This is a genomic window from Cupriavidus sp. GW823-FHT07B10, assembly GCF_058794355.1.
This window is the reverse complement of the sequence record NZ_JBXAGS010000022.1, coordinates 92,946-119,385: the sequence shown is the minus strand read 5'-3', so window position 1 is coordinate 119,385 and position 26,440 is coordinate 92,946. Positions and strand designations below refer to the sequence as shown.

The window sequence follows — 26,440 nt, the reverse complement described above, 5'->3', positions numbered from 1 at the left end:
CGGCCGGCAAATCATCCGCTTAACTATGCATGGTTAAGGTACAAGTCATGCTGCGGGTAGTTGGCGGCGAAATGCACCGCACGGATGCGGGCCAGAATCGCGATCAGGTTATTGGACTTGCCTTCCACCTTTCGCACGTCACGGTACCACTGCGCAAACTCGTCGGCCGTCCGCAGATAAAGCGACAAGTGCGCAGGGTCCCATTCCGTCTCGACCACCTCGACAGCAGGCGGATCGATCCTGATGTACCGGGACACATCCGGCTCGCACACCAACCGGCGCTTCACGTGCGGCGCCAGCATCTGCCGGTACCGCGGCAGGTTGCCGATCTTGGGCACTTCTCGCTTGGCCCCATCCTGCAGGCTTTCAGCGAATTCCCAGGTCACCCACTCCAGCACCACGAAATCGCTGCGGAAGCGGTCGATGCCGCGCCCGGCATGCTGCACCGAGGCGAGCCAGCTAGCTTCCAGGTAGCCACGTCGGTAGCCATATGGCTGGGCCGCGGTGCCGTCACCGCCCGTGAACGCGATAAGCCCAAAGATATCGCGCGGGTAGTTGGCAATCGGGCTGCCAGTCAGGATATAGCGCCGCTTCGCCGATAGCTGCCAGAGCGCCCGGCTCTGGTCGCTGGCCGGGTTGGACAGGCGCTCCCCTTCATCGGCCACGAGCAGGCCGATGCGACGGCGCAGCCGGTGCGCGTAGGTGACACGGCGCGAGGCCTGCCGGTCGACGGGCATGCGCAGGCGCTCATAGGCGATCAGGTTGAGGCGGCCAAGCTGCGCCAGGTCCTCGGGGGACTGAATCACATGGACGTCCGAGGCCGGCATGACCTGCTCCAGCTCGGCGCGCATCTCGGCGATCAGGCGTGCCTCAACGACGATCAGTCCGTGCTTGACGCCGGACAGCAGGATCAAGCCCGCCGCGAGACGCGACTTGCCACAGCCCTGCTCCCACGCCGCCACCGCACCGTTGGGCTTGAGCAGCAACTCGACCAGGTCTTCCTGTTGGAATTGCCAGTCCAGCCAGCGATCGATGCCAAGCGCCAGCAGACGCTTGCGCAACCGATCGGCCTGCCCGGGATAGCGCGCGGCGAGCCCCTCGTGGACGATTTCCCATGCCTGCGCCGATTTCTCGACGCTGTAGCGGGTGGTGATCTCATCCAACGAGACAACGTAGCCCTTGTCGCGTACCTGATACTGGTAGCGCCCATCGGCTTGCCGTTCGAAGCGCACCGTTTGGCCAGCCTTGATAACCGGGCCGCCCCACACCGACGAATCGACGAGATGCGTTTTCGTCGCCGTGCCGATGATGGTATCGGCGGCGCCTACACCCGTCGTCCAGACCGCATGGCGCAAGGGCAACGCCTGCCGCATGCTGCGGCGCAGACGTTGGCGGAAGTGCTCGAGGAAGCCTGGCGCAAACTCCGGCTCACCGCCGGCGGCCTCCACCATGCCGACGAGCTTGTCCAATGCCCCGATCGGATCTGGCTGGACCAGATAAGCCTCCAGATCCAGCCGGCCCGTTCCTGCGTAGCGAAAGCCACGCGGCAGGCGCTGGCCTTCCAGCGACACGATGCGGCGCTCCAGCACACGGTTGAGCACCATCGCCTCGACGAACCCGCAGTCGAATCCGAGCACGATGCGGCGGCGGTCATGCGAGATGCGTACCCGTTTCTGCGAGGTCACGGGACGCGTGATGGCCGGCCCTTCGTCGTCCAGCAGCTGGTGGCCGAGCCGCGGCTCGCCATAGAGGCGATCTTCGGCCTGCAGCTCCAGCGCGGGCAGCGGATGGGTCAGATCCGACCCGGTTTGCCGCACGAAATCGCGGGCGCGCATCCGAAAACGGGCGAACACCGCAATGGAGGTGCGCACCTCGGCCCCTTCCTCCCGGAAAGCGCTCGCCGGCAGGTCGAAGACGCCGACCACACGCCTAGCGGCATCGGCAAGAGGTTCGCCGTGGCCAATGACCAGGCCGGCGAACCTATCAACGAAGGTCGTAGGTAGCAGTGCCACCACGACCAGCGCCGCGTCAAGTGCCTGTGAGAGCGCGTATTCATGGCTCAGGGCGCTGGTATTGGCCCCAAACCGGCCCCAGGTGGTGCAGTCGTAGGGCTTCAGGTGCGGCGACTCCAGATGGATAGAGAACGGCGGGTTGATGAGGGCGACATCGAAGCGCGTCGGATGGATCTCCTCCATGCCGGCGTGCCGGAAACTGCCGTCAAAGCCAGCCGCCTCGACGGCAAGCTGCACCGCCTCGATCGTTGGTTGGTGCACGTCCACGCCGTACAGGCTGTGCGTGCCCGGGTCCGCGAATTGCAGCAGGCGGGCCGAGCCGACCGAGTTGTCGAGAATCGACAACCTCCGGTTGGGCTGCCAGTGGCCGAAGGCGTTCCACATCAGGCCGGCAATGGCATCGGGCGTGAAGAACTGGGACAGGTGGCGCTGACGCGCCGCGTGCAACTCGCCCTGATGCGCGATTTTATCGGCCTGAGAGCCAAGGCTGACAAGCGACCGCAAGGGCGCATACCAAGTAATAGACATGATGGGTTCCAGAAAAGAAAAAGCCCCGTCAGAAACTGACGGGGCTTCAAGGGGATGCAAGCCAAGGTCGATAGTGGTCAGGGATCGAGGCGACGGTCTCGCGCTCGAAAGCTGCGGCCGCGGCATACGCGGCGTGGGCCGCTTTCTGTGCGGCGATGAACTGCTCAATGATTTCCTTGTACATAGTGGTCTCTCAAGAAGGGCATGGGAGACCCCCCAACGGGAGGTCTCCCGAAGGGGTCAAAAAGGGGGGCAGGCTGACTCAATCGGCGAGTCGCCGATTTCGTTGCCCTACGGCAAAGGCTGGGTCAGTGGCAGGCCAGCGCCGGGCCGGTAGGCATCGGCACGATACCCAGGGCCAGCCAGTGCGCGACCGGATGATCCGGGAAATCCGGAATCGACCTGAGGCGGTATAGATCCGGCACGTCCTGCAGCTCGCACTCGCCATCCCGCAGCAAGCGGCGGTAGCGATCGCTCAGGCACAGCCAGGCCAGTTCGGCCCGGGCGACGTGGTCCCACTGCGCAGGCAAGCGCGACTCATCGAACAGCGCATAGCCCGCGACATTCATGCACGCCACCACTTCGTGGTAGCGGCCGAAATCGTGAGGGAAGCTTCTGCGCACGAACGACAGTACGTCGGGCGCATGCACGCCGAAGATCCGGCCCAGTTGGCGGATGTAGACCGCGCACTCCATGGGCGAGCGCTTGGCATAGTCATCGCTGCCGACCTGCGCGCATTCTTCTTCCCACGGTGCGGGACCGACTTCGATTTCTAGGAATTTCTGAAACATGACGTTTCCTTGGATATGGCCCTGGGAAACGCCCCTGCCGGGACGTATCCCGGACGGGTTGAATTGAAAATACTCGAGAAGCCGCAAGCCCGAACTCGGGCGAGCACTCTCAGTCGGCGATCGACGCGATCTAGTTCAGTTGCTCACGATCTGCCGAGAACACATCTGCTAGCGGCTGCTTCCACGGGTGTGCCGTCGTCGCATGACGAGCGTGCCAGGCGACGATTCTTGGCTGGCACTTAGCTGATCTTCCCTACCGACCGGCGTCACAGGCATTGCTTCGCTGCCGTGCTTTACCGGATCGAACAATGCGAGCTTTTCCGCCAAGGTGAGACTACGCCGGCGGACTGGCTTCGTTGTGGACTTGGACATGGGAAGGTCCCTGGCGAACTGTAGAGCCCACCGGGGAGCGTCCCCGGTGGGTAGTGAATTGACGTGCTGGCCAGGACGGTCAGCGCGCGGTGGCAGGTTTCTGGTCCAGCTTCAGCAGCTTCGCGAGAAGCCAGCTGATAAGGACCAGGAACTCGATCTCGGCAACGAGGTGCAATTGCATCGCTGCAAGGCGATCGTCACCCGTGGTCACAACGAAGTATAGGGCCGCGAACAGGTTGATGACGGTCGCAAGGACAGCCAGCGTGCTGATACGGGAAGAAATTTGCATGGGAAGGCTCCGAAACAGGGCCTTCCCCATTGGGCAAAGCCCCAATGGGTGGACAAGCAGATGGCCAGTAAGCCGGCAAGGTCGATGCGCAGTAGCGCGGAGAGTGGAGCCAATCTTACCGCGCCACGAACGCCGGGACAAGGACCGAGCCGCGTGTCGCGCTAACTCAGCCGCGCTTTGCCGCGATACGCGTGCGCCGGCTGGCCTCGCGTACCCGGTCGACCACGGCCCAGCGCCGCTGCGCCACTTCCTCGGGATTCTCCAGATTGGAGAAGTCGGGCAACGGGCCATCATCGAAGGCACCGTAATCGTCAGGGATCGTGCCGGCGGCCTTCAACTCCGATCGCAGGCGCTTCGAGTGCCCGTAGTTGATCTCCGTGATCGCCACATAGTCCCACCGCGCTGGCACCGCTTGTTCCGAGAACCATACCTCGCCCTCTCCCGGCGCAACCAGCGCCACCACGTCATAGATCCTGCCCGCCGGCGAGGGCACGGCGCGCACTTCGAAGCGCAGCACCTCGCAACGCGGATGCCAGAAAACACGATCCAGATAGCGCCGGAAGGTGAGTGCATCCATCAGCGCGATATCGTCGTAGGACGGATGGCCCGGTGGGATGGCTTCGCGTTCGCCCTTAGGGCGCGCGCCGAGGGACACCTCGCGGAACTTGAGAATGGGGAGCTCAGACATGGGCTTTCGGTAAAAGACGCGGCAAATTCTATATTTTTCAAGTCCAGGTGCGCGGAATTCGGCCTGAGAATGATACGCGGCGCAACATGCGCGCCGGCCGCCTTGACTTCCTGACGGCCTCGGTATCTTGGATGTAAGTGCAATCCAATCCTTCCCGCCATGCGTTTCTCCCGCCTCGAACGCCACACCCCCATCGACTTCAACGCCCGTCGCCAGGCCGCCTTCGCGCGCAAACAGCAGCGCGAGCGCGACAGGTACCCGCTCTTTGCGGATCACGTGGCCGCGGAGCAGCATTCTCCTGACGAGGAACTTTCCCGCCGCCAACGTCGATCCGACAACCTTGAAAGGACCACGCGCGCCTTGCACGCACGCGTCTGGCGAGAGAAGCGCGCCATTTACTCCTCGCTCTCCGATGCACAGCGTGCCGAGATCCGCGCAAAGTGGAAGGCATGGACTGGGCCTACCACCGCCCTCTACTTCGCCTACATCGTTGATACCGTCTGCGGCGAGCATGCACGGCGCTCGGAGGTCGCGCGCGCTCACACCCTGGCAATCCGCCGACGAGTCTTGGCCTCGCTACCCGAGCAAACCGCGTTGGAGATCGCCGAATGAATCCAACCGACGAGCAAGCCGCTGTTGCAAGGCTGGCGGACCATTGAAGGTGAAGGCATATGCCGGCGCCGGCAAGACGTCGACGCTGCGCCTGGCTGCCGAGGCGCGCGGCCGAGCGCGAGGGCTGTATCTGGCCTTCAACAAGGACATCGCCACCGAGGCTGCCCAGAAATTCCCGCAGAACACCCGCTGCCGTACCGTCCACTCGCTCGCGTACAGCGCCACGCCGCCGGAACTCACCCGCAAGCTCAAGAACCCGGTCGAGCCACCGCATCAGCTCGCTTTGCGCTACGGCCTCGCCAAGCTGCGCCTGCCGACGACGATCGGCAAGGACCTCGAACTGAGCGCCAGCAAGGTCGCCCGGATGGTGATGGACGGCGCGGCGCGTTTTTGCCGCTCCGCACAGGCCGAGCCCCTTGCCTGGCACATTCCGGTGGAGTCAATCGTGAAGGAGGAGGAGGCCGAGCACCTTCGCGACTCGTTGCTGCCTTACGTGAAGCGGCTCTGGGGTGAATACCTCGACCCCGCTTCCCCGTCAGCGATCGTTCACGACGTCTACGTAAAGCGGTGGGAGCGCAGCCGGCCGCGCATTGGCGCCGATTTCATCCTGTTCGATGAAGCGCAGGATGCTGACGGCCTCATGTTGTCGGTGTTGCGCGCACAGCAGTCCCAGGTCATCTACGTCGGCGACCCGTCAGCAGATTTATGAGTGGCGCGGCGCCGTCAACGCCATGGAGCACATCCGCGCGCCCGAATGCGCCCTCACCGAGTCGTTCCGTTTCGGCCCGGCCATCGCGCAGCTGGCAAGCCGCATGCTGCGGCTCATGGACGAGGAAACGCCTGTCCGGGGACAAGACCACGTTGAGTCCCGCATCCTGCATGACTCGACGCCGGGGCACGACCGCTTCGACGCCATCCTGTGCCGCAAGAACGCAACGGTCCTCACGCACCTTGCGCAAGGTATCGGCCGCGGCGATCGCGTCGCGGTGCGCGCCAACGTCGACGAGCTTCGAGCCTTTGCCGACGGCGCCGAGCAGCTCATGCGCGGTCAGCGCATCGGCTACCCAGCCACCCTCGCCCTGTTTGAAATGGGAAGAGGTCCAGGAATACGCCGAATCCTTCGCCGGCCGGGACCTGAAGCCCCTTGTGACGTTGATCGACAACGAGGGCGTGGATTACCTGCGCCTGATCCTCACCCGCGTCGCCCCAGAGGCAGAGGCCGACTACATCGTGTCGACCGTCCACCGGGCCAAAGGCCTCGAATGGGAGCGCGTGCAGCTCGCCGGCGACTTCAAATTCAAGACCGGCGACGACGGCAAGCTCACCATGGCAACGGAAGAGATGCGCCTGCTCTATGTGCCATGATCCGCGCGAAGCGCCTGCTCGATGTGAGCGAGATCCGGCGCGACCTCTACACCATGCTCCGGGAAGCCGGAGTCTAAGGAGAGCCAATGATCACCGTCCGGATTGGCGGGAACGAATACCCGCTGGATGAGGTGCTGGAAGATCCCGGCCGCTACGCGCGCCACCTCGAGCGTGCCAAGACAATCCAGGGTTTTGCGGAATGCGGCTGCACCGAGAGCCGGCCGCGGCCCAAACTGGTGATCCGGCGCCACCGCGACATCTTCCTGCTTGCGCGCTGGCCGGAACAGGCGTTCCGGCACGCCGAAGGATGCCCCTTCCACCGGAAGAACCAGGTGACGTCCGGCGCCACCGACAGTCTCGACGCATTCCGCGTGCGCGATGGCCATCTCGATATCCGTCTCGACGCCTCACTCTCCGTCAGCACCCACCCCGGCAAAAACCGTCCAGCGAACGCCGAAGGGCCAGAGCACGAGGCCGCAACGGCGATCCGCAGGCCTGCTTGCCTTTCTCGAGTTCGCCTGGGAGCAAGCCGGTCTCAATGTCTGGCCCGGTACCGGTGCCCGCAGCTGGAACGCCTGCTGGTCGCAGTTGACGGCCGAACTGGCCGACTGCCGGATCAATGGCAAGGACGCCACCGGCCTGCTGCACATCATGCAGCGGTGGGACCCGGCTCGAAAGTCCGAAATCCTGGCCGAGTTCGAGGCTTGGCAGGCCAGGCTCTCGCCAACCGCCGCCAGCAATCCCCGCGGCATTCTGATCGGGGAAATCGAGTCGCACGCCGCCACCCAGTACGGCGGCAAGGTCGTCCTGCGCCAGAGCACGCAGCGCTTCTTCATGTCGTCGGGCCTGTATGAGCGCCTGAAGGCTTCGTTCGGCACGGCGATCGCCGGCATCGGACGTCCCGAGCAGCGGTGTGTCGTGGTCCTGCTCGTTGAGAAGTCGTGCTCGAACTACCTGACCGTGGTCGATATCGGGGCCATGCTGGCCAACCGGCAGTTCCTTCCCTGCGACTCGTCCCACGAGGTCGCCATGGCCGATCACCTGGTCGGTCTGCGCCGGGCATTCCGCAAGCCGCTGCGGCATGTCGGTCGCGCGGAGGTACACCCCGACTTCGTCCTGACCGACGTCCAGCCTGAAATGGTCATCGAAGTGCTCGGCATGGCAGGCAACACTGGGTACGACGCTCGGATGGCCAGCAAGCGCCAGCACTACCGGACTGCCGGCGTTCCGTTCCTCGAATGGGATGCGGTCGCCACGTCTATATCCAGCGTGCGCGTGCCGCCGGCTGGCACTCGGGCGGCCGATGCACGCTGATCGGATCCCGGTCGCTGACGCCTTGTATGGCGCTGGAACTGGTGCACCAGCACCGCGCCGCGTCGGTTGCGCTACTGGAGCGCCATCTTGGCATCGGGCTGGACCTGGCGGAAGCGCTGCTGCAACGAATGGCCCGCGAAACCACAACCGTGCGGCGCGTGCCGAGCGGCCTGTACCTCTACACGCACGGCCCCATCGGTGAGGAACTGGCAGCACTCCACGGATTCGCGCAGGAGGTCCTCGCCGCGATCGCCGGCGACAGTGTCGACGTCGCCCAACTGCGCGCAGCGGCAGGCCGCTACGGTCTCGCGATCCCCCACCAGGCTGCCGCTCAGGCGTCTACAAACCTGAGCCAGGCAAAGCGGATCGTCCTCGCCTCGTTCGCTCGGACCTACCCGCCGCAGCGGATTTCGATGGCCACACCCCTTGCAGATGAAAAAGAAGCCTCTCTCGTCCAGTTCTGGATCGGCCGCCGAAAGCATCACCGACAGCCGGCATTCCGTGCACGTCCACATAGTAGTCCCCCGTCTTGACAACGCCCGCCGAGCGATACGCTGAGTCCACTGTAGTCGATCAACCGGTGCACCCACCATGAAACCAGCCGACACTTCCATCTCCACAAGGACATCCGCCGCTGCGGACATCGAAAACAGCGCGTCGCTGCCGCACTCGCCAGTCAGCGTCGGGCGTGGTGTCAGCGAGCTCTGCGGCTCCAATGAATCGCGCCTGCACGTCACGGCCAACCCGCCCGAGCGCGACACGCGCACCCTAGACCTGTTCGAGGACCAGCAATGAGCGAAAACACAAAGATCGAGTGGACCGATCACAGCTGGAATCCTTGGGAAGGCTGCCAAAAAGTTGGCCCCGGCTGTGACCACTGCTATGCGGAGACCCGCAATGCCCGCTTTGGCGGTGGCCAGGCCCAGAACTGGGGCCCCGGCGCGCCGCGCCGGCGTACCTCCGCCGCCAACTGGCGCAAGCCGTTCCGGTGGAATCTCGCACACGCCGCCTTCGCCGCCGTTCACGGCCGCCGGCAGCGCGTCTTCTGCGCGAGCCTGGCCGATGTGTTCGACAACGAGGTGCCGCTCGAATGGTTCATCGACATGCTGGATGTGTGGCGCCAGACGCCGAACCTCGACAAGCTCGTGCTGACCAAGCGCATTGGCAACGCCATGAAACGGCTGAGCGACGCGTTCAATGCACTGCTGCTGCGCGAGGACTGCGCGGAGAATCCCTTGGTCCCGTGGCTGGCCACTTGGATCGCAGGGAACGCACCGGCGGATGTCTGGTTGGGAGCCACGATCGTCAGTCAGGCCGAGGCGGAGCGCGATATTCCGAAACTGCTGCGAGCCCCCGTAAAGACCCGCTTCCTGTCCATGGAGCCGCTGCTCGGCCACGTCGACGTGTTCTCGACGGTCACAGGCGAGCTTCTCCACACGTCCGGCAACGATTACAACCCTGGATCGATCGACTGGATCATTGCGGGCGGTGAGAGCGGAAGCGACGCGCGCCCGATGCACCCTGCTTGGTCTCGCAGCTTGCGGGACCAGTGCGCAGCGGCAGGCGTGCCCTTTCTCTTCAAGCAATGGGGTGAGTGGCACACCGCTTCCGTGCTCACGACCACCGGAGAACCAGTATTCCGGACGTTCGAAACGTTCGAGCAGTGGGTAAACAAGGCCAGCACCTGGGTCGGCGGCGGGATTTGCCTCGACAAGCACGGTCAGCAGTTGCTGAAGGGGGAGGATTTCATGCGAGCGCGTGACGAAGGCCATTTCCCAGTCACCGTTATGCATCGCGTGGGCAAGAAGGCGGCAGGCCGGCAGCTGGATGGCGTTCTGCATGACGCTTTCCCGGTAACCTCCCTGGACGTGGCCGAGGCGTGCCAGCGCGCCCTGGCTCGTGGAACGGTCTGATGCAACAGCGGATCGCACCCGTCGTGCGGTCGTGCGCACTCTACCCTTCAATGGGCTTCTCACACTCGATAGCAATGCATCACCAAGACAACGAAGACCGAGAGTATCCGGAACCAGAAACTGTCCTCGCCATCCGGGGCGCGATAGCCACCGGCCGGATGGGCGGGCCGATGGACGAGCCCGGCCACTGGCTCAACGAGTTCTGGCAGATCGGCGCGGCCCTGCGCGACCACGCAGAGATGCTCCAGGATTTCCAGGTCACAACCCGAAGAGGCCTGCTGAGCACCACAGCCGACTACCTGGCGGCCAGCGATCCAGCCTCCGAACACGCTGACCGTGCCCAGGCCGCGGGCAGGCATAATTCGGGCATTTTTCAGCACCGGATCTCGCCATGCCCAGCGGCCTCCTTCAATGCGCCCACTGCGACGGCGCGCCCACTTACGTCGCCGGCCGGCTCCAAGCCGTCATCGTCTGCGAGGAATGCGGGATCTCAACCCCGCCGGTCGAGAACGACCCCAAGGATAGGGACGCCGCCTTTCCGCGACTCAGCGCCATCTGGAACAGCCGCGTCGACCTCCGCCCGGCCGACACGGAGGCCATCTCCATGGTGGCCCGGCGTGCCCTGACCTCCTCGGACATACCCTATTTCCTCAGCCTGCTCGCCTCCACAACCGGCGACTGGGAGACCAATGGTCCCAAGTTCGCTGCGATGGCTGCAGCCCTTGCCCAGCCCGGCTACGAGTTCAAGCACGTCGGCCCGCCGGAAACTGTTCTCTCGCAAGCCGCCCGCTACCAGAAGCTGTTGCAGCGCGCGAGGATCATTCATATTGACGGCGCTCCGATGGTGCGCTTTGAGCACGTGCCGGCATTGGCTGCAGAAGTCGCCGAGGAAGCCTTGGCGGATCAGGATTGGCCGCTCCTCGACAAGGAAGAGTTCATTGGGAAGGCCATCGACAGCCTGCCGGATCACTGCCAGCCTTGACTTTGCCCAGCGGCGGGCAAGCTGAAGGCATGTTCACTTCCACGAGGCGTTTGATGACCCGCCCACTTATCGCCGCCGTTGTTCTCGCACTTGCATCCTTCACGGCAAGCGCACGGGACACCGGCCAACCCTGCCCTCACGTCCTGCCTACGGGCCAACCCACTACCCAGTCGGTCGATCGCACACAGCTGCTGTGCTACCGCGCCTACGCCGTTCTCTACTCGAGCCAGACACGCACGGCGCTCTGGTCTGCCGAGCGCCTCACACGGGAGGCCGTCGACGCCGCGCGCAAGCTGCCACGCGACAGCGACTTCTACGAAGAGGACCGACTGCCCGAAGCCGACCGCGCCAGGCTGGCAGACTACCGACGCGGATCCGGCTTCGATCGGGGGCACCTCGCCCCGAGCGGTGACTTCCCTGACAAGGCAGCCCAAGCCGAGAGCTTCAGCCTCGCTAACGTCATCCCCCAGCACAGCGTGTCGAACCGCCGCACCTGGAGCCATATCGAGACGTCAACGCGCAGGCTGGCCCGCCAATACGGCACCATCCAGGTGGTGACCGGCCCCGCATTCGTCGGCGCTCCGAGGACGCTTGGCCGCGTGCGGATTCCCGACTTCATCTGGAAGGCGATTTACGTGCCAGGCGTTGGCGCTGCAGTCTACATCGTCCGCAACGACGCGACACCCGCGTACAGCGTCATTAGCGACGCAGAGTTGCGGCACTTCTCAGGGATCGACCCGTTTCCCGCACTCCCCAAGACCATGGACGGCACGGCGATGGAACTGCCGCCGCCCACGCCGCACCCTGACGAGAAGCCGGCGCGCCGCGTGGCGTTCGCATGGCTTGCATCGGGCGAAGCCGTCGCGGACTCGCCCGCGACGGAGCCTCTCCACTAAGCCATCCGGGACGCAAGTGCAATCCTGTCGCTGGCCCTCGCCTAAGCACGTTAGCCAGCCATCGCGACCGCGGAAGGAACATGTTCCTTCAGAAAAAACGAAAGGCACGCCAAAAGACGTGCCTTTCGCAAGCGAACACCCGTTTCTGAAGCTGATCGCTACTGATTAACCGCTTCCCGGAACCGCTGCCCGGCCTTGAACTTCACGGTCTTGGCAGCTTCCACCTTGATCTCTTCGCCGGTGCGCGGATTGCGCGCCAGACGTTCGCCGCGCTCGCCCTTGCTGAAGGAACCGAAGCCGACCAGGTTCAGGCCTTCGCCCTTGGCGACGGCTTCCATGATCGCGGTCAGCGTCACATTGAGCACTTCCTCGGCCCGTGTCTTGGTCAGCCCATCCACACCCGAGGCGATGGCGTCGATCAATTCAGCTTTCGTCATTCTCTGTTCTCCATGGACATAGATATCAAGATTGGACCACGCTGGCGCAGCATCCATTCTCGGAAAGACGATACAAAATGGTGAACATTCCGGAAATTCTGCAAGAGCTTGCTCAACCTTATGTCATCCCCACCGCTCAATTGCAGTTGGCAGCAGACAAGGGAAGCCCGGACCGGTCGTCAATACTCGAAAGGAACTCCGGCCGCTGGCACACCCGCAACACCTCCGGAACGTTTATCCCACCCAACCACATGCCTAGCAACTGCCCCGCTTCCGCAAGCGCCCCAGTATCGGCAGCCGGGACGAATCCTACCAACTCAAATAGCTGGTTGGTCTCGCCATTGTCCTGCCACTCCAGTTTGCTGTCAGCGAGCAGCGAACTGGCCAAGTCCTCCAGAATAGGGCCAGCGACATCCGACAGAAATAGTCCGACCACCTTGGCGTCCCGGCGCAGATGCTCAAGTTCCAGATATGGGTCCTGATCGAGGTATCCCGCGACCGTGACCATTACCTCCAAGTCCGACCCCGCATCCGAAAACTCGACCACGATGCATCCCCAGGGCGTGCGCAGGCCGCATCGAGGACGAACAGCATTCGCAAGGTCTTCCTGCACATAAGGGTCATCCGGATCCTCAGCGAGCGCGGCGCGCGCGACCATCGCCACTGCCTCCGGCAGTTCGACCCGCGGCCAGAGATTCACCGCTTCGGGTGAGAGGCCCGCCGCGAAGATTTGTGCCAACTCTGCTTGTGTGTATTGCTTGTTCTCATGCATGGGGAAAGCTCCATTTAGACTTGCGCGCCGCTGAGCCGCCGGTAGAGGCTCTGGCGGGTGATGCCCAATTCCTCCGCCGCCTTGCTCTTGTTTCCATTGTGCCGACGCAGCGCCGCTTCGGCTTCCTCCCGTGACACACTGGGCCTGTCCTGTGCTGCCATCGCCGACAACGTCGAAAGGTACGCTCCACTCTTGGTGACCTTACTGTGCCCTGCAGCAAGCACGACAGCCTGAATCGCCTGGCGGTGAGCTTCCAGCTCAGGTGCCGTGCCTCCCTTGATCGGTGCGGGTGAGCCCGAAACCTCTTCGTACAACTGATGCGCCCATCCGTGACGCAAGCCGTGGCTGGTCACTCCCAGCCCCTTCTTGTAGACGCCGTGCTTGCGCAGCACCGAGTTGTAGCGGCTACGCCAGCGCTTCATCGAGTAACTCGCAGGCGTGGTTGAGCCGCTAACCGGATCGATCAGCCGGGCTGCTTCCTCCAGCACCTCCAACTGCAGGCGAACCGGGACTTCCCTCTTACGTCCCCCCTTCGTCCCGTCGACCACCCGGAGCGTGTCCAGGTTCTTTAGTGCCGTAGCGATCTTGAGCGACCAGCTCTCCTCGATCCTCAGTCCGAACGCCGCCTGCAGTTTCAACTGCACCGCCACGTGCTTGTCCGTCTTGGCGATTTCCGCGATCAACATCCCCGGATCAACGCCATTGCCCTCCCATGACTTGTCCGCCGTTGTGACGTAGGAGCGCGCAAGTCCGTGTGCCTCTCTATCTACATACTCGCCGAGCGAGCGGATGAGGTCGTGCTTGCCAAGCCATTGGCAGAACGCCTTCATATGGCTCAGCTTGTTCTCGATCGTGCCGCCGACCTGGCCTTCTGCAACCCACCTTTCGACCAGCGCCTGGATATGCTTGTGGCGAAGAGAATGGGGGCTCTCGATCATGAACCCCTGCTCGCGCAGTTCCACGAATGCGCGACATACCGTGTACATCCGTCGCTCTTGCGTCTTGAGTGACGCGCGCTTGAGACTCACCCGTGTTTGGCTGAGGATCCTCTTCAGGTTGTCAGCCAACACCGCATCCAGTTCCGCCTTCATGCGCGTGGGGAGCTCGTATTTGGCCAACAGCCCGCGTATGTCAAAGACCGCGTCTTGCCGCATCTCCTACCTCGTTTGTCTATCCAGTCCCAACGGTCTGAGCGCCCTGGTGTTCCCCGTAACCACCGATTGCCTCGCGTCCCGTCCATCGTGCCGTTTAGCCATCGGCCATGGTCCTGCTCTTCCGTATCCGTTAGCGATTCCATTGGCTGGTCAGCCCTCACGTGGAAGAAACGTGCATGACTGTCCCGACTGAGTGGCCGCGCTCACGCGCAAACCGGTCCGCCGGGCTACCCGGTTGCTGGAGGAACCGCTCTCCAGCATGAACGCAGCTCGGTGCAAGCACCCCGCTACGCCGCCCGCGTAACTCTTGTTGCGCTGTTTGGTGACGGCCGCGCACGCCGTTCGATAGGTGGTGGATCGTCCGGTTGAGTGGTCTCAACCTACGTCCTGCCCGTCAGGTAGCGACATCTGAACCGCGGTGTATCGGGTTCCAGCGTTCGCCTACCCCGCGTTTCGCAGCTGGGCAAGTGGAATGGATGGAGGCTGCGCAGGTGTCCGGTGTCCGGTCTGCACATGTCCTCATTTTGACCAATTTCCCAAAACCGCCCGCAAAGCCAATTGGTATCGCGGTGTCCGGGGTCCTCAGTGTGGGCCAGTATCTACTTGAGCCGATTGAAAAAAATGCCGCGACATTGTGCGGCTTGGACAGACAGGCACCCAAAGGGTCAATCCTAGGAAGGACTCGGGTGCGGAGTGCCACTCACTGGTGGCGAGGTCGATGCGTCGGGGACGCTGAAGGTATGCCAAGGATAAACGAAAGATCCGAGCCGTCGCAACGAAATCGCCGCCAATTTCGCGACCTTTCGAAAACTTGACTTCGCGTGGCGCGGAGTAGATTCGAAGGGGATCGGAGAGCAAGTGTTAGTTGCGGGAGAGCAGGTCTCATCAGGTGATAGCTGATCACCCCTTGGTGTCACTTGCTTACACCTGGTGACACTAGATCGCCCGTGCTATCAGATATCTGTCAGACATCTAACACCAGCGCGCTCCGACAACGTTCAACACGCCAAGGAGAGCTTCAAATGAGCACCAATACCATTGCGGTCGATGTCGGCTACGGAAACACCAAATTTGCCTTCCCCCTCGGCGCAGACGTGGCTACGCGCATGTTTCCGTCGCTTGCCCCCACGCGCTCGGCATCGAACCTGGCCAGCCACGGTGGCGGCTACTTCAAGGCTCGCGATGTCGTTCATGTGAATGTTTACGGCGCCGAATACGAGGTCGGCCCAGACGTTTCCATCACCTCGGCCTATGGCAACAACGGACGTACGCTTTCAGAAGACTTCGTCACCACACCCGAGTATGCCGCCCTGCTGTTCGGTGCGCTTCATTATGCGCAGGCCAGGGACGTGGGGCAGCTCATTCTTGGGCTTCCCGTCCATGCGCTGCAGAAGTACGCGGGCACCCTGCAGGAGCGATTCACCGGCGCCCATGACTTCGGTGCCGGCGACTTCACGATCAAGCGCGTCGTCGCGCTTCCCCAACCCCTCGGCTCGTTGGTGACCTTCATGCGCCAGTCTGGCAAGGATCTGGACCCCGATGACAATTGCCTGATCGTGGATGTCGGCTACTTCACGACCGACTGGGTCGTCGCCCGCGGCTACATGATGGACGACACCCGAAGCGGTGGCGTACCAGGCGGATCCTCTCGGATCTACAAGCAGGTGGCCATGCTCCTTTCCGCCGATGAAGGCGGCGAGCCGACCGGTGACATCGAGCGCATCGACAAGTCGCTGCGCGAGGGGAAGCTCATGCGCTACTACGAAAAGATGGTTGACCTGCGGCCGTACTTCGAAGTCGCCAAGGCCCAGTGCCAAATGGCTGTGAAGGAGATGCAGACCCGGGTAGGCCGCACGGAAGACATCGCGGCGATCGTCCTCACCGGTGGCGGTAGCGCCCTATACTCTGGCGCCATCCGTGCGGCCTTCCCGCGCTCGCACATCGTCGCCATGGAATCCCCCTGCTACGCCAATGTCCGGGGATTCTTCGACATCGGCAGCGCGCGTCAAGCACGGGGCTGAGAATCCGGCTATGGAGAAGCTCGCGATCAAAGTTGCCCTCAGCCCGCTGACGACACCGCGGCTTTGCGCACAACTCGCCGAGATCAGTGATCCCCGCCTGCGGGCGGAGGTCCTCCGTCGCCTGGCGGAGTTGGGCGCGGAAGCAATCCTTTCGGCAAGTAGCGGTGCAGCTGTGCAACCGCCCGCCGGCGGGATCCTTGCTGCGCTTACCTACCGGCCAGACCGCCATCTGACTCCCACCCCTGCACCTGCCATGGCCTCGGCCCCGGCTCCGGTTCAGGGGCTGGCTCCCCCCCCAGCGGCCCCCGCTCGCTGTGAGACCCCACCCGTGGACACCGTTGCCATCCGCTCGCAAACAGACCTCTCCCAGGCATCGGTCAGCGACAATGTCCCCCGGGAACTCGAAGCCCAAACGGTCCTCCCTGCCAGCAATCTGGATCTGAACGCGGTGAATTCGGCGATGTCCAGGTTCTTCGATTGATACATTGACGAGCCCCGACCTCCCTTGACTCGCTCGAATTCCATGGCAATCTAGACTCAACGAACCAGCGAAAGGAACCATATCCATGCAATTCTTCGACTATCTTTCGACCAACACCGACATCAATCGATTCGTGTTCGCAGTAGTGATCTGCTATTGCGTCATCGAGGCAGTGGTCTCCTGCTATCGCGGTGTCAAGGCACGGAAGGCAGGCTGACCCCGCAGCCGGCGCCTCGCCGTAAACGAAAAAAGCCCAGCAATTGCTGGGCTTTGTCGTTAATGGGAAGGCCGGCTCAGTGCGTCGTCGGCAAGCAGAAATCCATTGCGGACTCCAGAGACAGGCTGCGTTCTACGAACACCATCCGTCCAGATTCGTCACGGCGATAGATATGGAAGAACTGGGCCTCCGACTGACGCGCCTGCACGTCACGGTTCGGCGTGCTGCGCATAGCGCGGATGTGCAGCTTGTTGACGATCACGGTAAAACCCTTCTGCGGCATTGCATTCTCCAGAGAGACCTGCCACGCGGGGACTCCGCTCCTGTGGGGCGGACCCACAGGGCAGAGGTTGAAAGTGATGCCACCAATCGGTAGCGGTAAATCAGGCCGCGACGACAGCCCGTTGCGCCATCTGGCGAAGCTGGTATTCCGTTCGCCATTGATCGCAGAAGTCCGTGCCACGAACCTTCGGGCGATGCAGCACAACGGTGAAGCCTGCGGCACGAAATCGCTTCTGCAGCGTCAGTGCGTCGGCCATCCCGGGTGACTTGCCCGTCTTCACGTCGACCTTGTCGAAGTCCGCAAAGATGTGCACTGTATGGATGCCCAAGCCATCAGGCACCACGAACTTGCTCAACTCCACACGGTTCAGACAGAACCAGGTCGGCACGCGGAACAGCATGTATGCGGCATACGCGCTCTCCAGGCCCTCTGCGACACCGATTTCCCCGTTTCGCGGAGACATCAGGCGAACTGCTCCACCATCGAGCGGCAACGCTGTCAGGTAGTTTCGCTTCGAGGGCAGAATCTCTCCGTCTTTCGAAATGACCGTCGCCTTCTCAGCCTTGTGAGGATCCAACGAGGTCCGGTGGACCGTCGCAATCCTTCCATCTGGTAGCCGATACTCAGCAACGATTGTGGGATACCGCCCTACGATCTCCTTCTCATGCCAGTACTCCTGCGTGGCAAGCCGCAATGCCTGCGGCAGCGGTGCGCATAAGCCAGGAACGCGGGCAGCCAGGTAACGCATGCCATGGTCGCCCGCCGTCAACGGCTTCGAAGAATTGACTTGCTTCATCACGCAGCGCAACAGATCTTCGGGACTCATAGCCTCCTGTCGTGATGGACGCGGCTTATGGGAGACGACCGGAACGGGGTCAATCGACTGGCCGTTCAGCCGGCACTTCAACTCTAAGTAAGACATGCCGGTGTATCGTCGGACAAGCTCAAGACCATCGCCGCCAGCAGGGCTGCCGTCGTTGCACTTGCGGCATACCCAGTCGCCGCGATTCCGCTTGCGGGTGTAGGTAAATCGATCGCGCCCGCCACACATCGGACAAGGTCCAGGACGACCCCGCCAGAAGGCGTCAGTAAGGGCCGATGCCGGCAAGTACTGCTCTACTAGGGCGTCCCATTGATCGGACGACCAGTCTGCAACAATTTCACTAAGGTCTTTCATTTTCATGGGATGGACTCCAGGTGGAGTAGGTTTGTCGATGCCTGGGACAGGCGAAGGAACGCTTGCTCAAAAGACATCCCGGCAGAAGCCAGAAGGTCTTTTCAGCATCACGTTTGCGCAAGGGGATATGGCCGGACGGCCGGGGGAAGGAGACTGCTGCTACCGGTGGATCCGGTAGCAGGCAGTAGAGCGCCGAGCCACGCGTCAGTACAGCGGTGCTTCGTCGTTGTGGAACAGAATTCCCTCCAGCGCCCAAATTAGAACGGGATGCTGTCGTCGTCCATGTCCTCGAAACCGTTCGACGGCGCCTGTGCGGGCTGCCGACGCGCCGGCGGCTGGCGCTGCCCCGTTGGAGCCGAGCGCTGCGCGCTGGCAGGACTATGCTCCGAGTCCGTACCGGGATCGCTATCGCCGTCGTTCGCACCTCCGCGGCTGCCAAGCATTTGCATTTGGTCTGCGACGATCTCGGTGCTGTACTTGTCCTGGCCGGACTGATCCTGCCATTTGCGCGTACGAATGCGGCCCTCGATGTAGACGGACGAACCCTTGCGCAAGTATTGGCCAGCGATTTCTGCCAGCTTTCCGAACATCGAGACGCGGTGCCACTCAGTGGCTTCTTTCATCTCGCCACTCTGCTTGTCCTTGTACCGGTCGGTGGTAGCAATGCGGAGATTGGCCACAGCATCGCCACTGGGCATGTACCGAACTTCCGGGTCAGCGCCGAGGTTGCCTACGAGAATCACCTTGTTTACAGATGCCATGTTGCTTCCTTGTCAATGAATACGGTTCACTTGCCAGACCCAGCGATCCCAAAGCTTCTGTTCGCCGGTAGCTGGGTCCAGAATGGGGCGCCCGGTGCCGTGGTTGAAGGCGGGCACCTTCTCCTTGTGCAAGCGTTTGATGCCTACGCGGTCGCCGATGCTGCAAGCGACGTCAGCAAGGGCGTCTTTCAGACCCTCACCTTGCAGCGTCTTCTCGCCGGCACTGGTGTCCAACTTTACCGCGAAGGATGTGTACGTCGCCTTGCCGCCAGGCTTGCGATTCGGGAATTCCATTTCTCCCCACTCGATCAGCATGCCGACCGTGTAGTTAGACCGGGAGGCATGCCCTTCCTGACGAGCCTCCGCCGACTTGACGGGTGCACGGTGCGGCATCGGATGTTGAGCGTGTCCTGATTGCCGCGACTCGGCCGAGTGCTCCGGAGCTGCACGCGCTGCCACTGGCTGGCGCTCCTTCGCTTGGCGCATGACGCATTCGGCGACGGACTGCGGCGTCACGCCATCGCCCGCATGCCGCCCGAGCTTGTTCCAGCGCGGAACGACTTCCGGCAGGACCTTGTCGCCGTAGGCCGTATGCTGAATCTGGCTATCAAAGACCGCAACGAAGTGAACGACATGGTCGCCTTCATCACGAAACAGGTTCGGTACGCCATTGATCAGGATCTGGTACTCATTGTCCGCGCCGGTGCCCACCGGGACTTCATCCGCGCGCGGCAACGGCGCAGCCGGCTGGCCCATGATGGCGGCAGCGGCTTGCTTGATGACTTGGAACAGTGTCATGGTTTCAAAGAAGAGACCCGCAGCACATGCGCTTCACTCCATCGAGATCGGTTCGCAGGCGGGCATTGTTGAGAATGACGTCTTGCAAGACTTCCGGGCTGACGCCGGAGACTGCACAGACATAGGTATAGGGAAGTGCTCCATCCCAGTATCCGAAGATCCAGCCCAAAGTCATGGAGTACTCCTCCAGTTCCAGTGGCTTGTTCTTGATACGGGCGCGCAGCAGCTCAGCGCAGTCGATCAGCGATTCCGGCATGTTGTCGCCACGGCGACTGTCACAGGCCAGGCTGATCAGGGCATCGACCATCCCTTCTCGTACGGACTCGCTCCAAAGCGAAGGATCCGGTAATGGGTCGACCTTTGGAGGGGGGCGAACGATGGCGGCAGCTTCACCAAAGAAGTCCAGCTGCCATCCCGCTGTCGTTGTTTCCATGATTGTCTCCGGTAAGGCGCCCGGAGACCCACCTGCCGGCGGGTAACGGGTACCCGTGACAGGTGGAATAGGACCGCCCAGGAGATCTGGGCGGCAAGAAGACTAGGAGCGATCGTGCGTTCCCGTACGACGGATTGGCGTCACCACTGCCGAGCGCTCGTACTTCCGCTCGGAAGGTTCCGCAGGTTGGTCATGCGAAGGCTTCGGCGTGGAGTTGTGTTCCGGCATCGAGACCTTCGGCGCGGCCGGCACAGCCCTGCTCCACTGCAGCGCCTTCTCCTTCAAGTAGAAGAACGCGATTGCGGCAACAAACACACCGACGATGAAAGACTGACACGCCAGATACAGCGCCATGCAAAAGGCGAAGAGTTTGAGCGGGCGCTTGATCAGGTTATTGGCAAAGGATTCCATGGTTTCTCACGAGAAACAGTCAAAGGGATTTCCTGGACGGATGCCAGGCGATTATTCGATGCTCGGAAGAGCAAGGAATCCAATGAGACGCGCTTGTACGGCAACGCGCTTGCGACATGCCATGCATGTCGAAAGAACGCTGCTCGCGTGCGGAAAGAAATGTAGTCGGGGCGGACCGCCAAGTGGGCCTGTGTAGCCCAAGCGGAATGTCAGTGCAATCTGGCCGCCAAGTCGATGCGTCGAAGACGCTAGAGGTGTCTGCACTCTACACGGCTAGTCAATGCATGACAAGCAGCGCGCCGTTGCATCGGTCCTTGCCTTCGAATCGCTAGTCAAAATCCCGAGCTTTCGCAATTTGGAAAGGAACATGTTCCTCGCATAACTCCCGACAGAGGGGTCCACTTGTCTATACAACCATCCCCATCTGAAGGGGGTGATACCTTAAATTCGAATGGTGCAAGTCGATAAAAAGCACAGCGAAGCACTACTGATTCGAGCTTGACTTTCGAAAGCTGGCTGTTTTTCCATAGCTTTCGGCTCCGTTAAGTACTCGACATCGGCATATGCTTCCGACCCAAGATCGCTGCATCCGTTGTCTGCTTGACATGTGCTTCTACCGTGTAAGTTGAAGTGGCTGCCGCGATCACCGGGGCCACAACACCATTCCGTAGGGGCAAATAATGAAAAAGAAAGAAGAAGAAAGTCGCGAATTCAATCTGGTCGATCCAAAGTCGCCAAACGCTTTGCGCGAACTGGTGACCCAGCAACTGGGTCACTTTATCGACGCCGGCGCCATCGGGCGCATCGTGCAGGCAGCGCAGGAGATCGAGCTCTCCCGGAAACGCATCCTGGCCGAACACACCGCCATCGGGTCTCGGCTATTCCAGATCTACCATTCCATCCTGACGTGCGTGCAAAAGCGATTGGGCGACACGCCGCGCGCCCGCCAGGAAGCCAATGACAGTCTGTACGCCCTCGCCGTCAGGGGCATGCGCATTTCACGCGCCTCTGTCATCAAGTATCTGCAGGCATTTCATCACTTCTCAGAGAACCACGATGCGTTGACGTTTCTGAACCTTGGCGAACTGACGATCCTCAAACGTTCGGACATCACCAACGAGGAAGTACAGCGATTCATCGACGCACGCAAGAACGATGAATCCTATTCGCGCAAGGAGATCCTGCCTTATATCGAGTGGTCTCGACGCACGCATCAGGACCTCAATCACGTCATGGCCACGCTGGAAGCCGCGGAAGAGCAACTGAACGAGAGTCTGGAGCGCCAGCGCGATCTCGAAGCCCAGATGCGCCACATGCGTGAGCAAATGAACTCTGCAGACGCGCTTAATGCTGCGCAGAAGGAGCAACTGGATCGCACTTCTGGCGCACTCACGTCCCAGCAGCACGCCATGGACAGCCTGCAGCTCTCCATCACCAGATTGAACGAAGAGCGACAAGCCTTGCAGAAGGCATTGGCCGATTCAAAGATCCGAGAGGTAGTGAGGGAGGTGAAGGTCGAAGTCGTTCCCGCTGAATACAAGGACCTATCCGACGCCGTCATCGGTGAAAGCAGCAAGCTCGACGCCACAAAAGCGCAAGTCAAGGAAGCTGAGCGACGACTGGCGGAGGTCAACGCCGAACTTGAGCAACACGAGGCAAAGGAGGCTGACTCAAGAAGCCTGGCGCTGCGCATCGACGGCCTGAAGGCCGACCTCGATGATGCGCTCGCCAAGCTTCGAAGCTCCGTCAAGGCAATCAAGGTAAAGGAACATGGCGCCGCGCTGCTGTCCTTGCGCCGCAGTGCGGAGGCATTCCACAACGAACTGATCGCTATCACCGGAGCTTGACGATGCAAGCCACGCTTACCCGTTCCATCTTTGAGCAGTTTGTTCTCCCGGGCTGGGTGCGAGATCGCGTGCTTTCCGCGAATCTTCGGATCAGCAACTACGTCCTGAACACGGTTTCGGTGCATCCGACGCTGGAGAACGTTTTCAGGGTCTCCAGCGAAAATCTTCGGTCGCTTCGTGAAAATATCGGCCAGTCGTCGAAGGTATTGGGGACGCCATTCCTTGCTTACGCACCGACGCTCACGACCGTGGAAGACTGGCGTTCGTTCATTGAGGGCAGGATGCCGACGGTCACGATGGAACGCCTCAAAGCAATGGTGCCTCACAGCCTATCAGTGGTGGACAGGCTGGCGCTCGAGCACACCAACCGCTCGTACATCAATGCTGTGTACGACCTCCTGAACATGTCGGTATTGGCAGCACCGCTGATCGGCATCTCCAACGAACTGGCGTCGTACCTGCGCTCTGTTCCGCAGCACCAGTTCGACGTGGCCATGACCGAGCGTCTGATACCGCTCTTCCATTGGCGATTTGCAGACGAGATGTTCTGGCTGGAAATCCACACAGGCCGACTCTCGCGGGAGATGATTGCCCACTACCTGATGGAGACCTCGCCGCTCCGCTCGGACCGCTTGCCCCACTCTGGCGTATGGGGCAAGTTCCGCCTGGAGACGTTCGAACGCGATGCTCTGTTCGAAGCGTTTCTGTCCTTTAGCTGTCGGGCCATGAGCGTTTGTTCGCTGTTCAATACCAGCATTGAGCATACGAGGAAGACTTACCAACGCATACACGGGAAGTCCTCGCCATCCGGCCAACCTCCTGCTTCGCTGATGTGGTATCTCGAATCCGCGCAACGCCGCGTTCAGGCGACATTCCAGATCTGGCTGTTTCGGTCCGCTATCGCCTGTGACGTCTCGACGCCGGAAAGCTTCGTCGCAATGCTAGACATCCACCGGGCCTTCTTTGCGGACGATTGCAAGGTCCCGGCCGAGCGTTCCCTGCATCTGGCCCGCTCGATGTCGACGAGCGAGGAACTTGCGGTTTGGCCCTGCCGGAAGTGCGGCACACCCTATCTGGCCTCGAACTCCTCCGCGAGGATCGAGCTTTCGCAGTCGTTCCTTTGCCCGTGCTGCAACGGGTCGTTGACCCCCTCGCGTGGCGGGCGTCGGAACTAGGCCAATGCGAAACTACTTCGTCATCGCAGCGTGCTGCGCGGGCCCGGTTTGGGCAACTGGCAGCGCGCCACCGCCCGTCCAGTTGCCCGAGGCGCCCGCGGCAGCTTCGCTCAGGATGAACGTGGCCGATCCAACCTACTCCGAAGGCTCTGGACAGCTCGCGCTCTTCACGGGCGTCAACACCTTGCGCCAGAAGCTTGGTGTCGGGCTGCTCGCGCAGGACGCCGCGCTCGACACGGCTGCCCAGGCACACGCCGTCTATCTCAGCGCACACAGCGTGGCTCAGCACGATCAAACGGCGGACTCTCAGTATTTCTACGAGGCCACGCCACTGCTGCGCGCGCAGAAGGCCGGAGTCGGGGATTCCCAGTGGGTAGCCGAAGTCGTGGGCGCGGCCAGGGGGCCGAACGACAGAGAGATTGGCCTCGGCTGCGTCGACCAGTGGTATCACACCGTCTATCACCTGCAGTCCCTTGTGACCAACCAGGAATCCATCGGTATTGGGTACAGCAGCACAGGTGCCTTAGGCCTGAACCATTGCGTTCTGGACTTTGGCACGATCACTGCCACGCAGCCAAGCCCTACGCCCAACGGCGTGCCCTATGGAGGTGGCCAGCAGTTTGACGCTGACACTTTCATCACTGTGCCGGCGGACGGCGACATCGGTGTGCAAGGTGGATTCAATTTCGCCGGCGAGTCGCCAAATCCCGCGCCAGACCTGCCTACGCCAGGCCGGCCTCTGATGGTGTACGCCAACGGCGCGCTCGCCGAGGTGCTGTCCGTGACGACCTTCAAGCTTGTGGCCAGCAACGGCGCCGAGGTGCCTGCACGCGTATTGGTGTCCCCAGCCGCGAAGGCGGATGGTTCTGTTGGTGTTGCCGACGAGTACCTACGCAACAACGCGGCCTTCCTTCTACCGCTCTCGCCCCTGGCAGACCGCGAGACCTACACGGCTTCATTCTCGGGCACTCGGGCCGGCAAGCCTGTGAGCATTTCATGGACTTTCAAGACTGCAACGCCCACCACCACAGCCTTCCGATAGCCAGCCCCTCCGAGAATGAAGGGGCTGCTCAGACGCGACAACAGGAGATCTAAGATGGAATGGATAACAATTGCGATCGCTTTCGCATTGCCCGCATACCTGGCGTTCAAGTGGGCGAGTCAGGAGGGACGGTGGGCATGGCCATGGGCGCTCGCCTGCATGGTCTTCTCGTACTTTGGCTTGCTCGCATTCGTGCTGACCCGCAAAGGCCTGCCAACGGTGAGCGAGTATGCGCGCAAGTATCCAGCTTGTGTTACCGAGCGAGGCATGTCGTGCTATCGGTGCGGATCTCGAAGCATCCGCCTCTGGCGCGAACAGCCCTTCATCGCAGTGCACCAATGGCACATCTGCAACAGCTGCGGAACGTCGCTGTACCGTTCGCGGTAGCGCGCCCTGGGCAAAAATCACTCCGAAAATCGAGCCGATAGGTAAGGCACCCCACTTTCTGGGGGTCAAATTCGGCTCCTATTCGCCGTCTTGGTGTTGGTCGCCTTCGTGTATTCTCACGTCCGGCCGGGGATTGCGGGCTCTTGACTTCGCCCGCAGATCGGTACGCTAAAAGTAACGGTCGATCCCCGGCCGGGAAAAGTAAGAGGAACAAAAAACATGCAAAACTCCAAACTCGCTCTTTCGGTGCTGGCCACGGCCATGACGCTCGCTCTTGCAGCATGCGGCGGCGGTGGTGGTGATGACGGTGGCACCAAGAACCCCACCACTCCGCCCACTACCCCGACGACGCCGGTAACTCCGGAGCAACCCACTTCTATTCCTCCGGCGACAAGCGCGCCTTCTCCTACCTACCCAGCCGCCGATGAGCGCCTGGTCGCGTACGACACACTGAACAATGTCCGCCTCGCAATGGGTGTTGGTGTGCTGCGTCAGGATGACAAGCTCGATACCGCGGCCTCCAATCACCTTGACTACATCAAGGCGAATGGCCTGTCGCACACCGAAATTGCGGGCAAGCAAGGCTACACGGGCGATACTCCCTACGATCAAGTTGTCGCGGCTGGTGGCAGCAAGGATCAATGGATCAGTCAAGCTGCACTGTCCGGTTCGCCTACGGGCACCGCTTGCGTGGAGACGTTCAAGAACTCCATCTATCACCTACAAGCCATCACCAGCAATCAAGAAACTGTCGGTATCGCCGTGCGCGACAACCGTTGCGTTCTGAATTTCGGTCTGGTGACAGGCGCGAAGGGTAATGGGTACGGTCTGCCGCAATGGGGTGGTCAGCAGATGGCAAGCAACGCTGTGGCTTATTACCCCACTGACGGCGCGAACGTCCTTGGTAGCTTCACCCCAGCGGCCGAGTCGCCTAATCCGGCTCCCGATCTGACGATGGCCGGCCGTCCAGTTATGTTCCGCGTTGCAGCGCCGGAAGCGACCGACATGCTGACCGTTAGCAGTTTCACGCTGTCCGGCCCCGGTGGTGTCGCCATCCCGGCTCGCGTACTGGTGTCGACGAATGCCAAAGCTGGTTCGATGACGGCTGCGGTTGAAGACCTGAATCTGTGGCGCGGCGTGGTCTTCCTGCTGCCGACGCAGCAACTGCCCGCAGGGACGTACACGGCAACTTTCGCCGGTGCGCGTAACGGTGTGGCAATCAGCAAGACGTGGAGCTTCACGACTTTCTAAGAGGAACCCGTACGAAAAGCAAAAGGCCCCG

32 protein-coding genes and 1 pseudogene are annotated in these 26,440 nt (G+C 61.8%); 17 read left to right on the top strand and 16 right to left on the bottom strand.

Features of this window, described 5'->3' with window-relative positions; all coding sequences use genetic code 11:
• Positions 1–23: 23 nt before the first annotated feature.
• The 5 genes from AC1Q6V_RS30565 to AC1Q6V_RS30545 form a co-directional block, all read right to left on the bottom strand.
• Positions 24–2,540: an SNF2-related protein gene (locus AC1Q6V_RS30565; protein WP_492344708.1), complete on the bottom strand. Its 2,517-nt coding sequence runs from the start codon at positions 2,538–2,540 to the stop codon at positions 24–26.
• Positions 2,541–2,586: 46 nt separating this feature from the next.
• Positions 2,587–2,724 carry a hypothetical protein gene (locus AC1Q6V_RS30560; protein WP_439673121.1) on the bottom strand — a complete coding sequence of 46 codons (138 nt, stop codon included), beginning with the start codon at positions 2,722–2,724 and terminating at the stop codon, positions 2,587–2,589.
• A gap of 124 nt (positions 2,725–2,848) precedes the next feature.
• Positions 2,849–3,331, bottom strand: a complete 483-nt coding sequence (locus AC1Q6V_RS30555; protein ID WP_439673120.1) for a hypothetical protein — start codon at positions 3,329–3,331, stop codon at positions 2,849–2,851.
• A gap of 451 nt (positions 3,332–3,782) precedes the next feature.
• Positions 3,783–3,992 carry a hypothetical protein gene (locus AC1Q6V_RS30550; RefSeq protein ID WP_492344707.1) on the bottom strand — a complete coding sequence of 70 codons (210 nt, stop codon included), beginning with the start codon at positions 3,990–3,992 and terminating at the stop codon, positions 3,783–3,785.
• 166 nt (positions 3,993–4,158) lie between these two features.
• Positions 4,159–4,680 carry a hypothetical protein gene (locus tag AC1Q6V_RS30545; protein WP_439673118.1) on the bottom strand — a complete coding sequence of 174 codons (522 nt, stop codon included), beginning with the start codon at positions 4,678–4,680 and terminating at the stop codon, positions 4,159–4,161.
• A 159-nt stretch (positions 4,681–4,839) separates the two neighbouring features.
• Here AC1Q6V_RS30545 and AC1Q6V_RS30540 point away from each other — a divergent pair, with 159 nt between their 5' ends.
• A complete protein-coding gene (locus tag AC1Q6V_RS30540) occupies positions 4,840–5,292 on the top strand; it encodes a hypothetical protein (RefSeq protein ID WP_492344706.1) in 453 nt (150 codons plus the stop codon).
• Positions 5,293–5,335: 43 nt separating this feature from the next.
• On the top strand, positions 5,336–6,001 hold the full coding sequence (locus AC1Q6V_RS30535) for a hypothetical protein (protein WP_492344705.1): 666 nt from the start codon (positions 5,336–5,338) through the stop codon (positions 5,999–6,001).
• Here AC1Q6V_RS30535 and AC1Q6V_RS30530 read toward each other — a convergent pair.
• Positions 5,967–6,455 (bottom strand): hypothetical protein, encoded by a 489-nt coding sequence (locus tag AC1Q6V_RS30530; RefSeq protein ID WP_439673109.1) that lies wholly within the window; start codon positions 6,453–6,455, stop codon positions 5,967–5,969. The genes AC1Q6V_RS30535 and AC1Q6V_RS30530 overlap by 35 nt on opposite strands.
• On the opposite strand from AC1Q6V_RS30530, the gene AC1Q6V_RS30525 reads away from it, so the two are divergent.
• The 6 genes and pseudogenes from AC1Q6V_RS30525 (at position 6,439) to AC1Q6V_RS30500 (ending at position 9,884) form a co-directional block, all read left to right on the top strand.
• Positions 6,439–6,657 carry a 3'-5' exonuclease gene (locus AC1Q6V_RS30525; RefSeq protein ID WP_492344704.1) on the top strand — a complete coding sequence of 73 codons (219 nt, stop codon included), beginning with the start codon at positions 6,439–6,441 and terminating at the stop codon, positions 6,655–6,657. The genes AC1Q6V_RS30530 and AC1Q6V_RS30525 overlap by 17 nt on opposite strands.
• 86 nt (positions 6,658–6,743) lie before the next feature.
• Positions 6,744–7,031: pseudogene (locus tag AC1Q6V_RS30520) on the top strand (DUF1173 family protein); the annotation flags it as partial.
• 4 nt (positions 7,032–7,035) lie between these two features.
• Positions 7,036–7,971, top strand: a complete 936-nt coding sequence (locus tag AC1Q6V_RS30515) for a DUF1173 family protein (RefSeq protein ID WP_492344703.1) — start codon at positions 7,036–7,038, stop codon at positions 7,969–7,971.
• Between the two features lie 26 nt (positions 7,972–7,997).
• Positions 7,998–8,504, top strand: coding sequence for a hypothetical protein (locus AC1Q6V_RS30510; RefSeq protein WP_439673107.1), 507 nt, complete (start codon positions 7,998–8,000; stop codon positions 8,502–8,504).
• Between the two features lie 58 nt (positions 8,505–8,562).
• A complete protein-coding gene (locus AC1Q6V_RS30505) occupies positions 8,563–8,766 on the top strand; it encodes a hypothetical protein (protein ID WP_439673106.1) in 204 nt (67 codons plus the stop codon).
• Positions 8,763–9,884 carry a phage Gp37/Gp68 family protein gene (locus AC1Q6V_RS30500; protein WP_492344702.1) on the top strand — a complete coding sequence of 374 codons (1,122 nt, stop codon included), beginning with the start codon at positions 8,763–8,765 and terminating at the stop codon, positions 9,882–9,884. The genes AC1Q6V_RS30505 and AC1Q6V_RS30500 overlap by 4 nt, the downstream gene beginning before the upstream one ends.
• 59 nt (positions 9,885–9,943) lie before the next feature.
• On the opposite strand, the gene AC1Q6V_RS30495 is transcribed toward AC1Q6V_RS30500, so the two are convergent.
• Positions 9,944–10,264 carry a hypothetical protein gene (locus tag AC1Q6V_RS30495; protein ID WP_492344701.1) on the bottom strand — a complete coding sequence of 107 codons (321 nt, stop codon included), beginning with the start codon at positions 10,262–10,264 and terminating at the stop codon, positions 9,944–9,946.
• 11 nt (positions 10,265–10,275) lie between these two features.
• Between AC1Q6V_RS30495 and AC1Q6V_RS30490 the strand changes: the two genes are divergently transcribed.
• Positions 10,276–10,866 (top strand): hypothetical protein, encoded by a 591-nt coding sequence (locus AC1Q6V_RS30490; protein ID WP_492344700.1) that lies wholly within the window; start codon positions 10,276–10,278, stop codon positions 10,864–10,866.
• A gap of 53 nt (positions 10,867–10,919) precedes the next feature.
• The gene (locus AC1Q6V_RS30485; protein ID WP_492344699.1) at positions 10,920–11,762 is read left to right on the top strand and encodes a DNA/RNA non-specific endonuclease; all 843 of its coding nucleotides are present in this window, start codon (positions 10,920–10,922) and stop codon (positions 11,760–11,762) included.
• 158 nt (positions 11,763–11,920) lie between these two features.
• On the opposite strand, the gene AC1Q6V_RS30480 is transcribed toward AC1Q6V_RS30485, so the two are convergent.
• The 3 genes from AC1Q6V_RS30480 to AC1Q6V_RS30470 form a co-directional block, all read right to left on the bottom strand.
• On the bottom strand, positions 11,921–12,199 hold the full coding sequence (locus tag AC1Q6V_RS30480; protein ID WP_492344698.1) for an HU family DNA-binding protein: 279 nt from the start codon (positions 12,197–12,199) through the stop codon (positions 11,921–11,923).
• Positions 12,200–12,335: 136 nt separating this feature from the next.
• Positions 12,336–12,971, bottom strand: a complete 636-nt coding sequence (locus AC1Q6V_RS30475) for a hypothetical protein (RefSeq protein WP_492344697.1) — start codon at positions 12,969–12,971, stop codon at positions 12,336–12,338.
• Positions 12,972–12,985: 14 nt separating this feature from the next.
• Positions 12,986–14,125 carry an integrase domain-containing protein gene (locus AC1Q6V_RS30470; RefSeq protein WP_492344696.1) on the bottom strand — a complete coding sequence of 380 codons (1,140 nt, stop codon included), beginning with the start codon at positions 14,123–14,125 and terminating at the stop codon, positions 12,986–12,988.
• A gap of 1,022 nt (positions 14,126–15,147) precedes the next feature.
• On the opposite strand from AC1Q6V_RS30470, the gene AC1Q6V_RS30465 reads away from it, so the two are divergent.
• From AC1Q6V_RS30465 to AC1Q6V_RS30455, 3 genes are all read left to right on the top strand, one after another.
• A complete protein-coding gene (locus tag AC1Q6V_RS30465) occupies positions 15,148–16,146 on the top strand; it encodes a PRTRC system protein D (protein ID WP_492344695.1) in 999 nt (332 codons plus the stop codon).
• Positions 16,147–16,474: 328 nt separating this feature from the next.
• On the top strand, positions 16,475–16,627 hold the full coding sequence (locus AC1Q6V_RS30460) for a hypothetical protein (protein ID WP_492344694.1): 153 nt from the start codon (positions 16,475–16,477) through the stop codon (positions 16,625–16,627).
• A gap of 85 nt (positions 16,628–16,712) precedes the next feature.
• Positions 16,713–16,844, top strand: coding sequence for a hypothetical protein (locus tag AC1Q6V_RS30455; RefSeq protein WP_492344693.1), 132 nt, complete (start codon positions 16,713–16,715; stop codon positions 16,842–16,844).
• A 76-nt stretch (positions 16,845–16,920) separates the two neighbouring features.
• Here AC1Q6V_RS30455 and AC1Q6V_RS30450 read toward each other — a convergent pair whose 3' ends face one another.
• From AC1Q6V_RS30450 to AC1Q6V_RS30425, 6 genes are all read right to left on the bottom strand, one after another.
• Positions 16,921–17,127 (bottom strand): hypothetical protein, encoded by a 207-nt coding sequence (locus AC1Q6V_RS30450; protein WP_492344692.1) that lies wholly within the window; start codon positions 17,125–17,127, stop codon positions 16,921–16,923.
• A 100-nt stretch (positions 17,128–17,227) separates the two neighbouring features.
• Positions 17,228–18,304 carry a primase-helicase zinc-binding domain-containing protein gene (locus tag AC1Q6V_RS30445; RefSeq protein ID WP_492344712.1) on the bottom strand — a complete coding sequence of 359 codons (1,077 nt, stop codon included), beginning with the start codon at positions 18,302–18,304 and terminating at the stop codon, positions 17,228–17,230.
• A 257-nt stretch (positions 18,305–18,561) separates the two neighbouring features.
• A complete protein-coding gene (locus AC1Q6V_RS30440; RefSeq protein ID WP_492344691.1) occupies positions 18,562–19,065 on the bottom strand; it encodes a single-stranded DNA-binding protein in 504 nt (167 codons plus the stop codon).
• A gap of 12 nt (positions 19,066–19,077) precedes the next feature.
• A complete protein-coding gene (locus tag AC1Q6V_RS30435; RefSeq protein WP_492344690.1) occupies positions 19,078–19,863 on the bottom strand; it encodes a hypothetical protein in 786 nt (261 codons plus the stop codon).
• A gap of 4 nt (positions 19,864–19,867) precedes the next feature.
• Positions 19,868–20,296 carry a hypothetical protein gene (locus tag AC1Q6V_RS30430; protein ID WP_492344689.1) on the bottom strand — a complete coding sequence of 143 codons (429 nt, stop codon included), beginning with the start codon at positions 20,294–20,296 and terminating at the stop codon, positions 19,868–19,870.
• A gap of 102 nt (positions 20,297–20,398) precedes the next feature.
• The gene (locus AC1Q6V_RS30425) at positions 20,399–20,707 is read right to left on the bottom strand and encodes a hypothetical protein (RefSeq protein ID WP_492344688.1); all 309 of its coding nucleotides are present in this window, start codon (positions 20,705–20,707) and stop codon (positions 20,399–20,401) included.
• A gap of 680 nt (positions 20,708–21,387) precedes the next feature.
• Between AC1Q6V_RS30425 and AC1Q6V_RS30420 the strand changes: the two genes are divergently transcribed.
• The 4 genes from AC1Q6V_RS30420 (at position 21,388) to AC1Q6V_RS30405 (ending at position 26,409) form a co-directional block, all read left to right on the top strand.
• Complete coding sequence (locus AC1Q6V_RS30420) at positions 21,388–22,554, top strand: hypothetical protein (RefSeq protein WP_492344687.1); 1,167 nt, start codon at positions 21,388–21,390, stop codon at positions 22,552–22,554.
• 2 nt (positions 22,555–22,556) lie between these two features.
• A complete protein-coding gene (locus tag AC1Q6V_RS30415; protein ID WP_492344686.1) occupies positions 22,557–23,729 on the top strand; it encodes a FlhC family transcriptional regulator in 1,173 nt (390 codons plus the stop codon).
• Between the two features lie 4 nt (positions 23,730–23,733).
• Positions 23,734–24,771 (top strand): CAP domain-containing protein, encoded by a 1,038-nt coding sequence (locus AC1Q6V_RS30410; RefSeq protein WP_492344685.1) that lies wholly within the window; start codon positions 23,734–23,736, stop codon positions 24,769–24,771.
• Positions 24,772–25,377: 606 nt separating this feature from the next.
• Entirely contained in the window at positions 25,378–26,409 is a 1,032-nt protein-coding gene (locus AC1Q6V_RS30405; protein WP_492344684.1) for a CAP domain-containing protein, read from the top strand.
• The last annotated feature ends 31 nt before the right edge of the window (positions 26,410–26,440 follow it).

Excerpts from the sequence above, each read along its gene's own strand:
- AC1Q6V_RS30425 (WP_492344688.1), bottom strand. The coding sequence starts at position 20,707 with ATGGAATCCTTTGCCAATAACCTGATCAAGCGCCCGCTCAAACTCTTC.
- AC1Q6V_RS30550 (WP_492344707.1), bottom strand. The coding sequence starts at position 3,992 with ATGCAAATTTCTTCCCGTATCAGCACGCTGGCTGTCCTTGCGACCGTC.
- AC1Q6V_RS30445 (WP_492344712.1), bottom strand. The coding sequence starts at position 18,304 with ATGAAAGACCTTAGTGAAATTGTTGCAGACTGGTCGTCCGATCAATGG.
- AC1Q6V_RS30560 (WP_439673121.1), bottom strand. The coding sequence starts at position 2,724 with ATGTACAAGGAAATCATTGAGCAGTTCATCGCCGCACAGAAAGCGGCC.
- AC1Q6V_RS30440 (WP_492344691.1), bottom strand. The coding sequence starts at position 19,065 with ATGGCATCTGTAAACAAGGTGATTCTCGTAGGCAACCTCGGCGCTGAC.
- AC1Q6V_RS30465 (WP_492344695.1), top strand. The coding sequence starts at position 15,148 with ATGAGCACCAATACCATTGCGGTCGATGTCGGCTACGGAAACACCAAA.
- AC1Q6V_RS30430 (WP_492344689.1), bottom strand. The coding sequence starts at position 20,296 with ATGGAAACAACGACAGCGGGATGGCAGCTGGACTTCTTTGGTGAAGCT.
- AC1Q6V_RS30555 (WP_439673120.1), bottom strand. The coding sequence starts at position 3,331 with ATGTTTCAGAAATTCCTAGAAATCGAAGTCGGTCCCGCACCGTGGGAA.
- AC1Q6V_RS30545 (WP_439673118.1), bottom strand. The coding sequence starts at position 4,680 with ATGTCTGAGCTCCCCATTCTCAAGTTCCGCGAGGTGTCCCTCGGCGCG.
- AC1Q6V_RS30500 (WP_492344702.1), top strand. The coding sequence starts at position 8,763 with ATGAGCGAAAACACAAAGATCGAGTGGACCGATCACAGCTGGAATCCT.
- AC1Q6V_RS30510 (WP_439673107.1), top strand. The coding sequence starts at position 7,998 with ATGGCGCTGGAACTGGTGCACCAGCACCGCGCCGCGTCGGTTGCGCTA.
- AC1Q6V_RS30485 (WP_492344699.1), top strand. The coding sequence starts at position 10,920 with ATGACCCGCCCACTTATCGCCGCCGTTGTTCTCGCACTTGCATCCTTC.
- AC1Q6V_RS30420 (WP_492344687.1), top strand. The coding sequence starts at position 21,388 with ATGAAAAAGAAAGAAGAAGAAAGTCGCGAATTCAATCTGGTCGATCCA.
- AC1Q6V_RS30480 (WP_492344698.1), bottom strand. The coding sequence starts at position 12,199 with ATGACGAAAGCTGAATTGATCGACGCCATCGCCTCGGGTGTGGATGGG.
- AC1Q6V_RS30565 (WP_492344708.1), bottom strand. The coding sequence starts at position 2,540 with ATGTCTATTACTTGGTATGCGCCCTTGCGGTCGCTTGTCAGCCTTGGC.
- AC1Q6V_RS30435 (WP_492344690.1), bottom strand. The coding sequence starts at position 19,863 with ATGACACTGTTCCAAGTCATCAAGCAAGCCGCTGCCGCCATCATGGGC.
- AC1Q6V_RS30490 (WP_492344700.1), top strand. The coding sequence starts at position 10,276 with ATGCCCAGCGGCCTCCTTCAATGCGCCCACTGCGACGGCGCGCCCACT.
- AC1Q6V_RS30455 (WP_492344693.1), top strand. The coding sequence starts at position 16,713 with ATGCAATTCTTCGACTATCTTTCGACCAACACCGACATCAATCGATTC.
- AC1Q6V_RS30405 (WP_492344684.1), top strand. The coding sequence starts at position 25,378 with ATGCAAAACTCCAAACTCGCTCTTTCGGTGCTGGCCACGGCCATGACG.
- AC1Q6V_RS30540 (WP_492344706.1), top strand. The coding sequence starts at position 4,840 with ATGCGTTTCTCCCGCCTCGAACGCCACACCCCCATCGACTTCAACGCC.
- AC1Q6V_RS30450 (WP_492344692.1), bottom strand. The coding sequence starts at position 17,127 with ATGCCGCAGAAGGGTTTTACCGTGATCGTCAACAAGCTGCACATCCGC.
- AC1Q6V_RS30515 (WP_492344703.1), top strand. The coding sequence starts at position 7,036 with ATGGCCATCTCGATATCCGTCTCGACGCCTCACTCTCCGTCAGCACCC.
- AC1Q6V_RS30470 (WP_492344696.1), bottom strand. The coding sequence starts at position 14,125 with ATGCGGCAAGACGCGGTCTTTGACATACGCGGGCTGTTGGCCAAATAC.
- AC1Q6V_RS30475 (WP_492344697.1), bottom strand. The coding sequence starts at position 12,971 with ATGCATGAGAACAAGCAATACACACAAGCAGAGTTGGCACAAATCTTC.
- AC1Q6V_RS30415 (WP_492344686.1), top strand. The coding sequence starts at position 22,557 with ATGCAAGCCACGCTTACCCGTTCCATCTTTGAGCAGTTTGTTCTCCCG.
- AC1Q6V_RS30410 (WP_492344685.1), top strand. The coding sequence starts at position 23,734 with ATGCGAAACTACTTCGTCATCGCAGCGTGCTGCGCGGGCCCGGTTTGG.
- AC1Q6V_RS30505 (WP_439673106.1), top strand. The coding sequence starts at position 8,563 with ATGAAACCAGCCGACACTTCCATCTCCACAAGGACATCCGCCGCTGCG.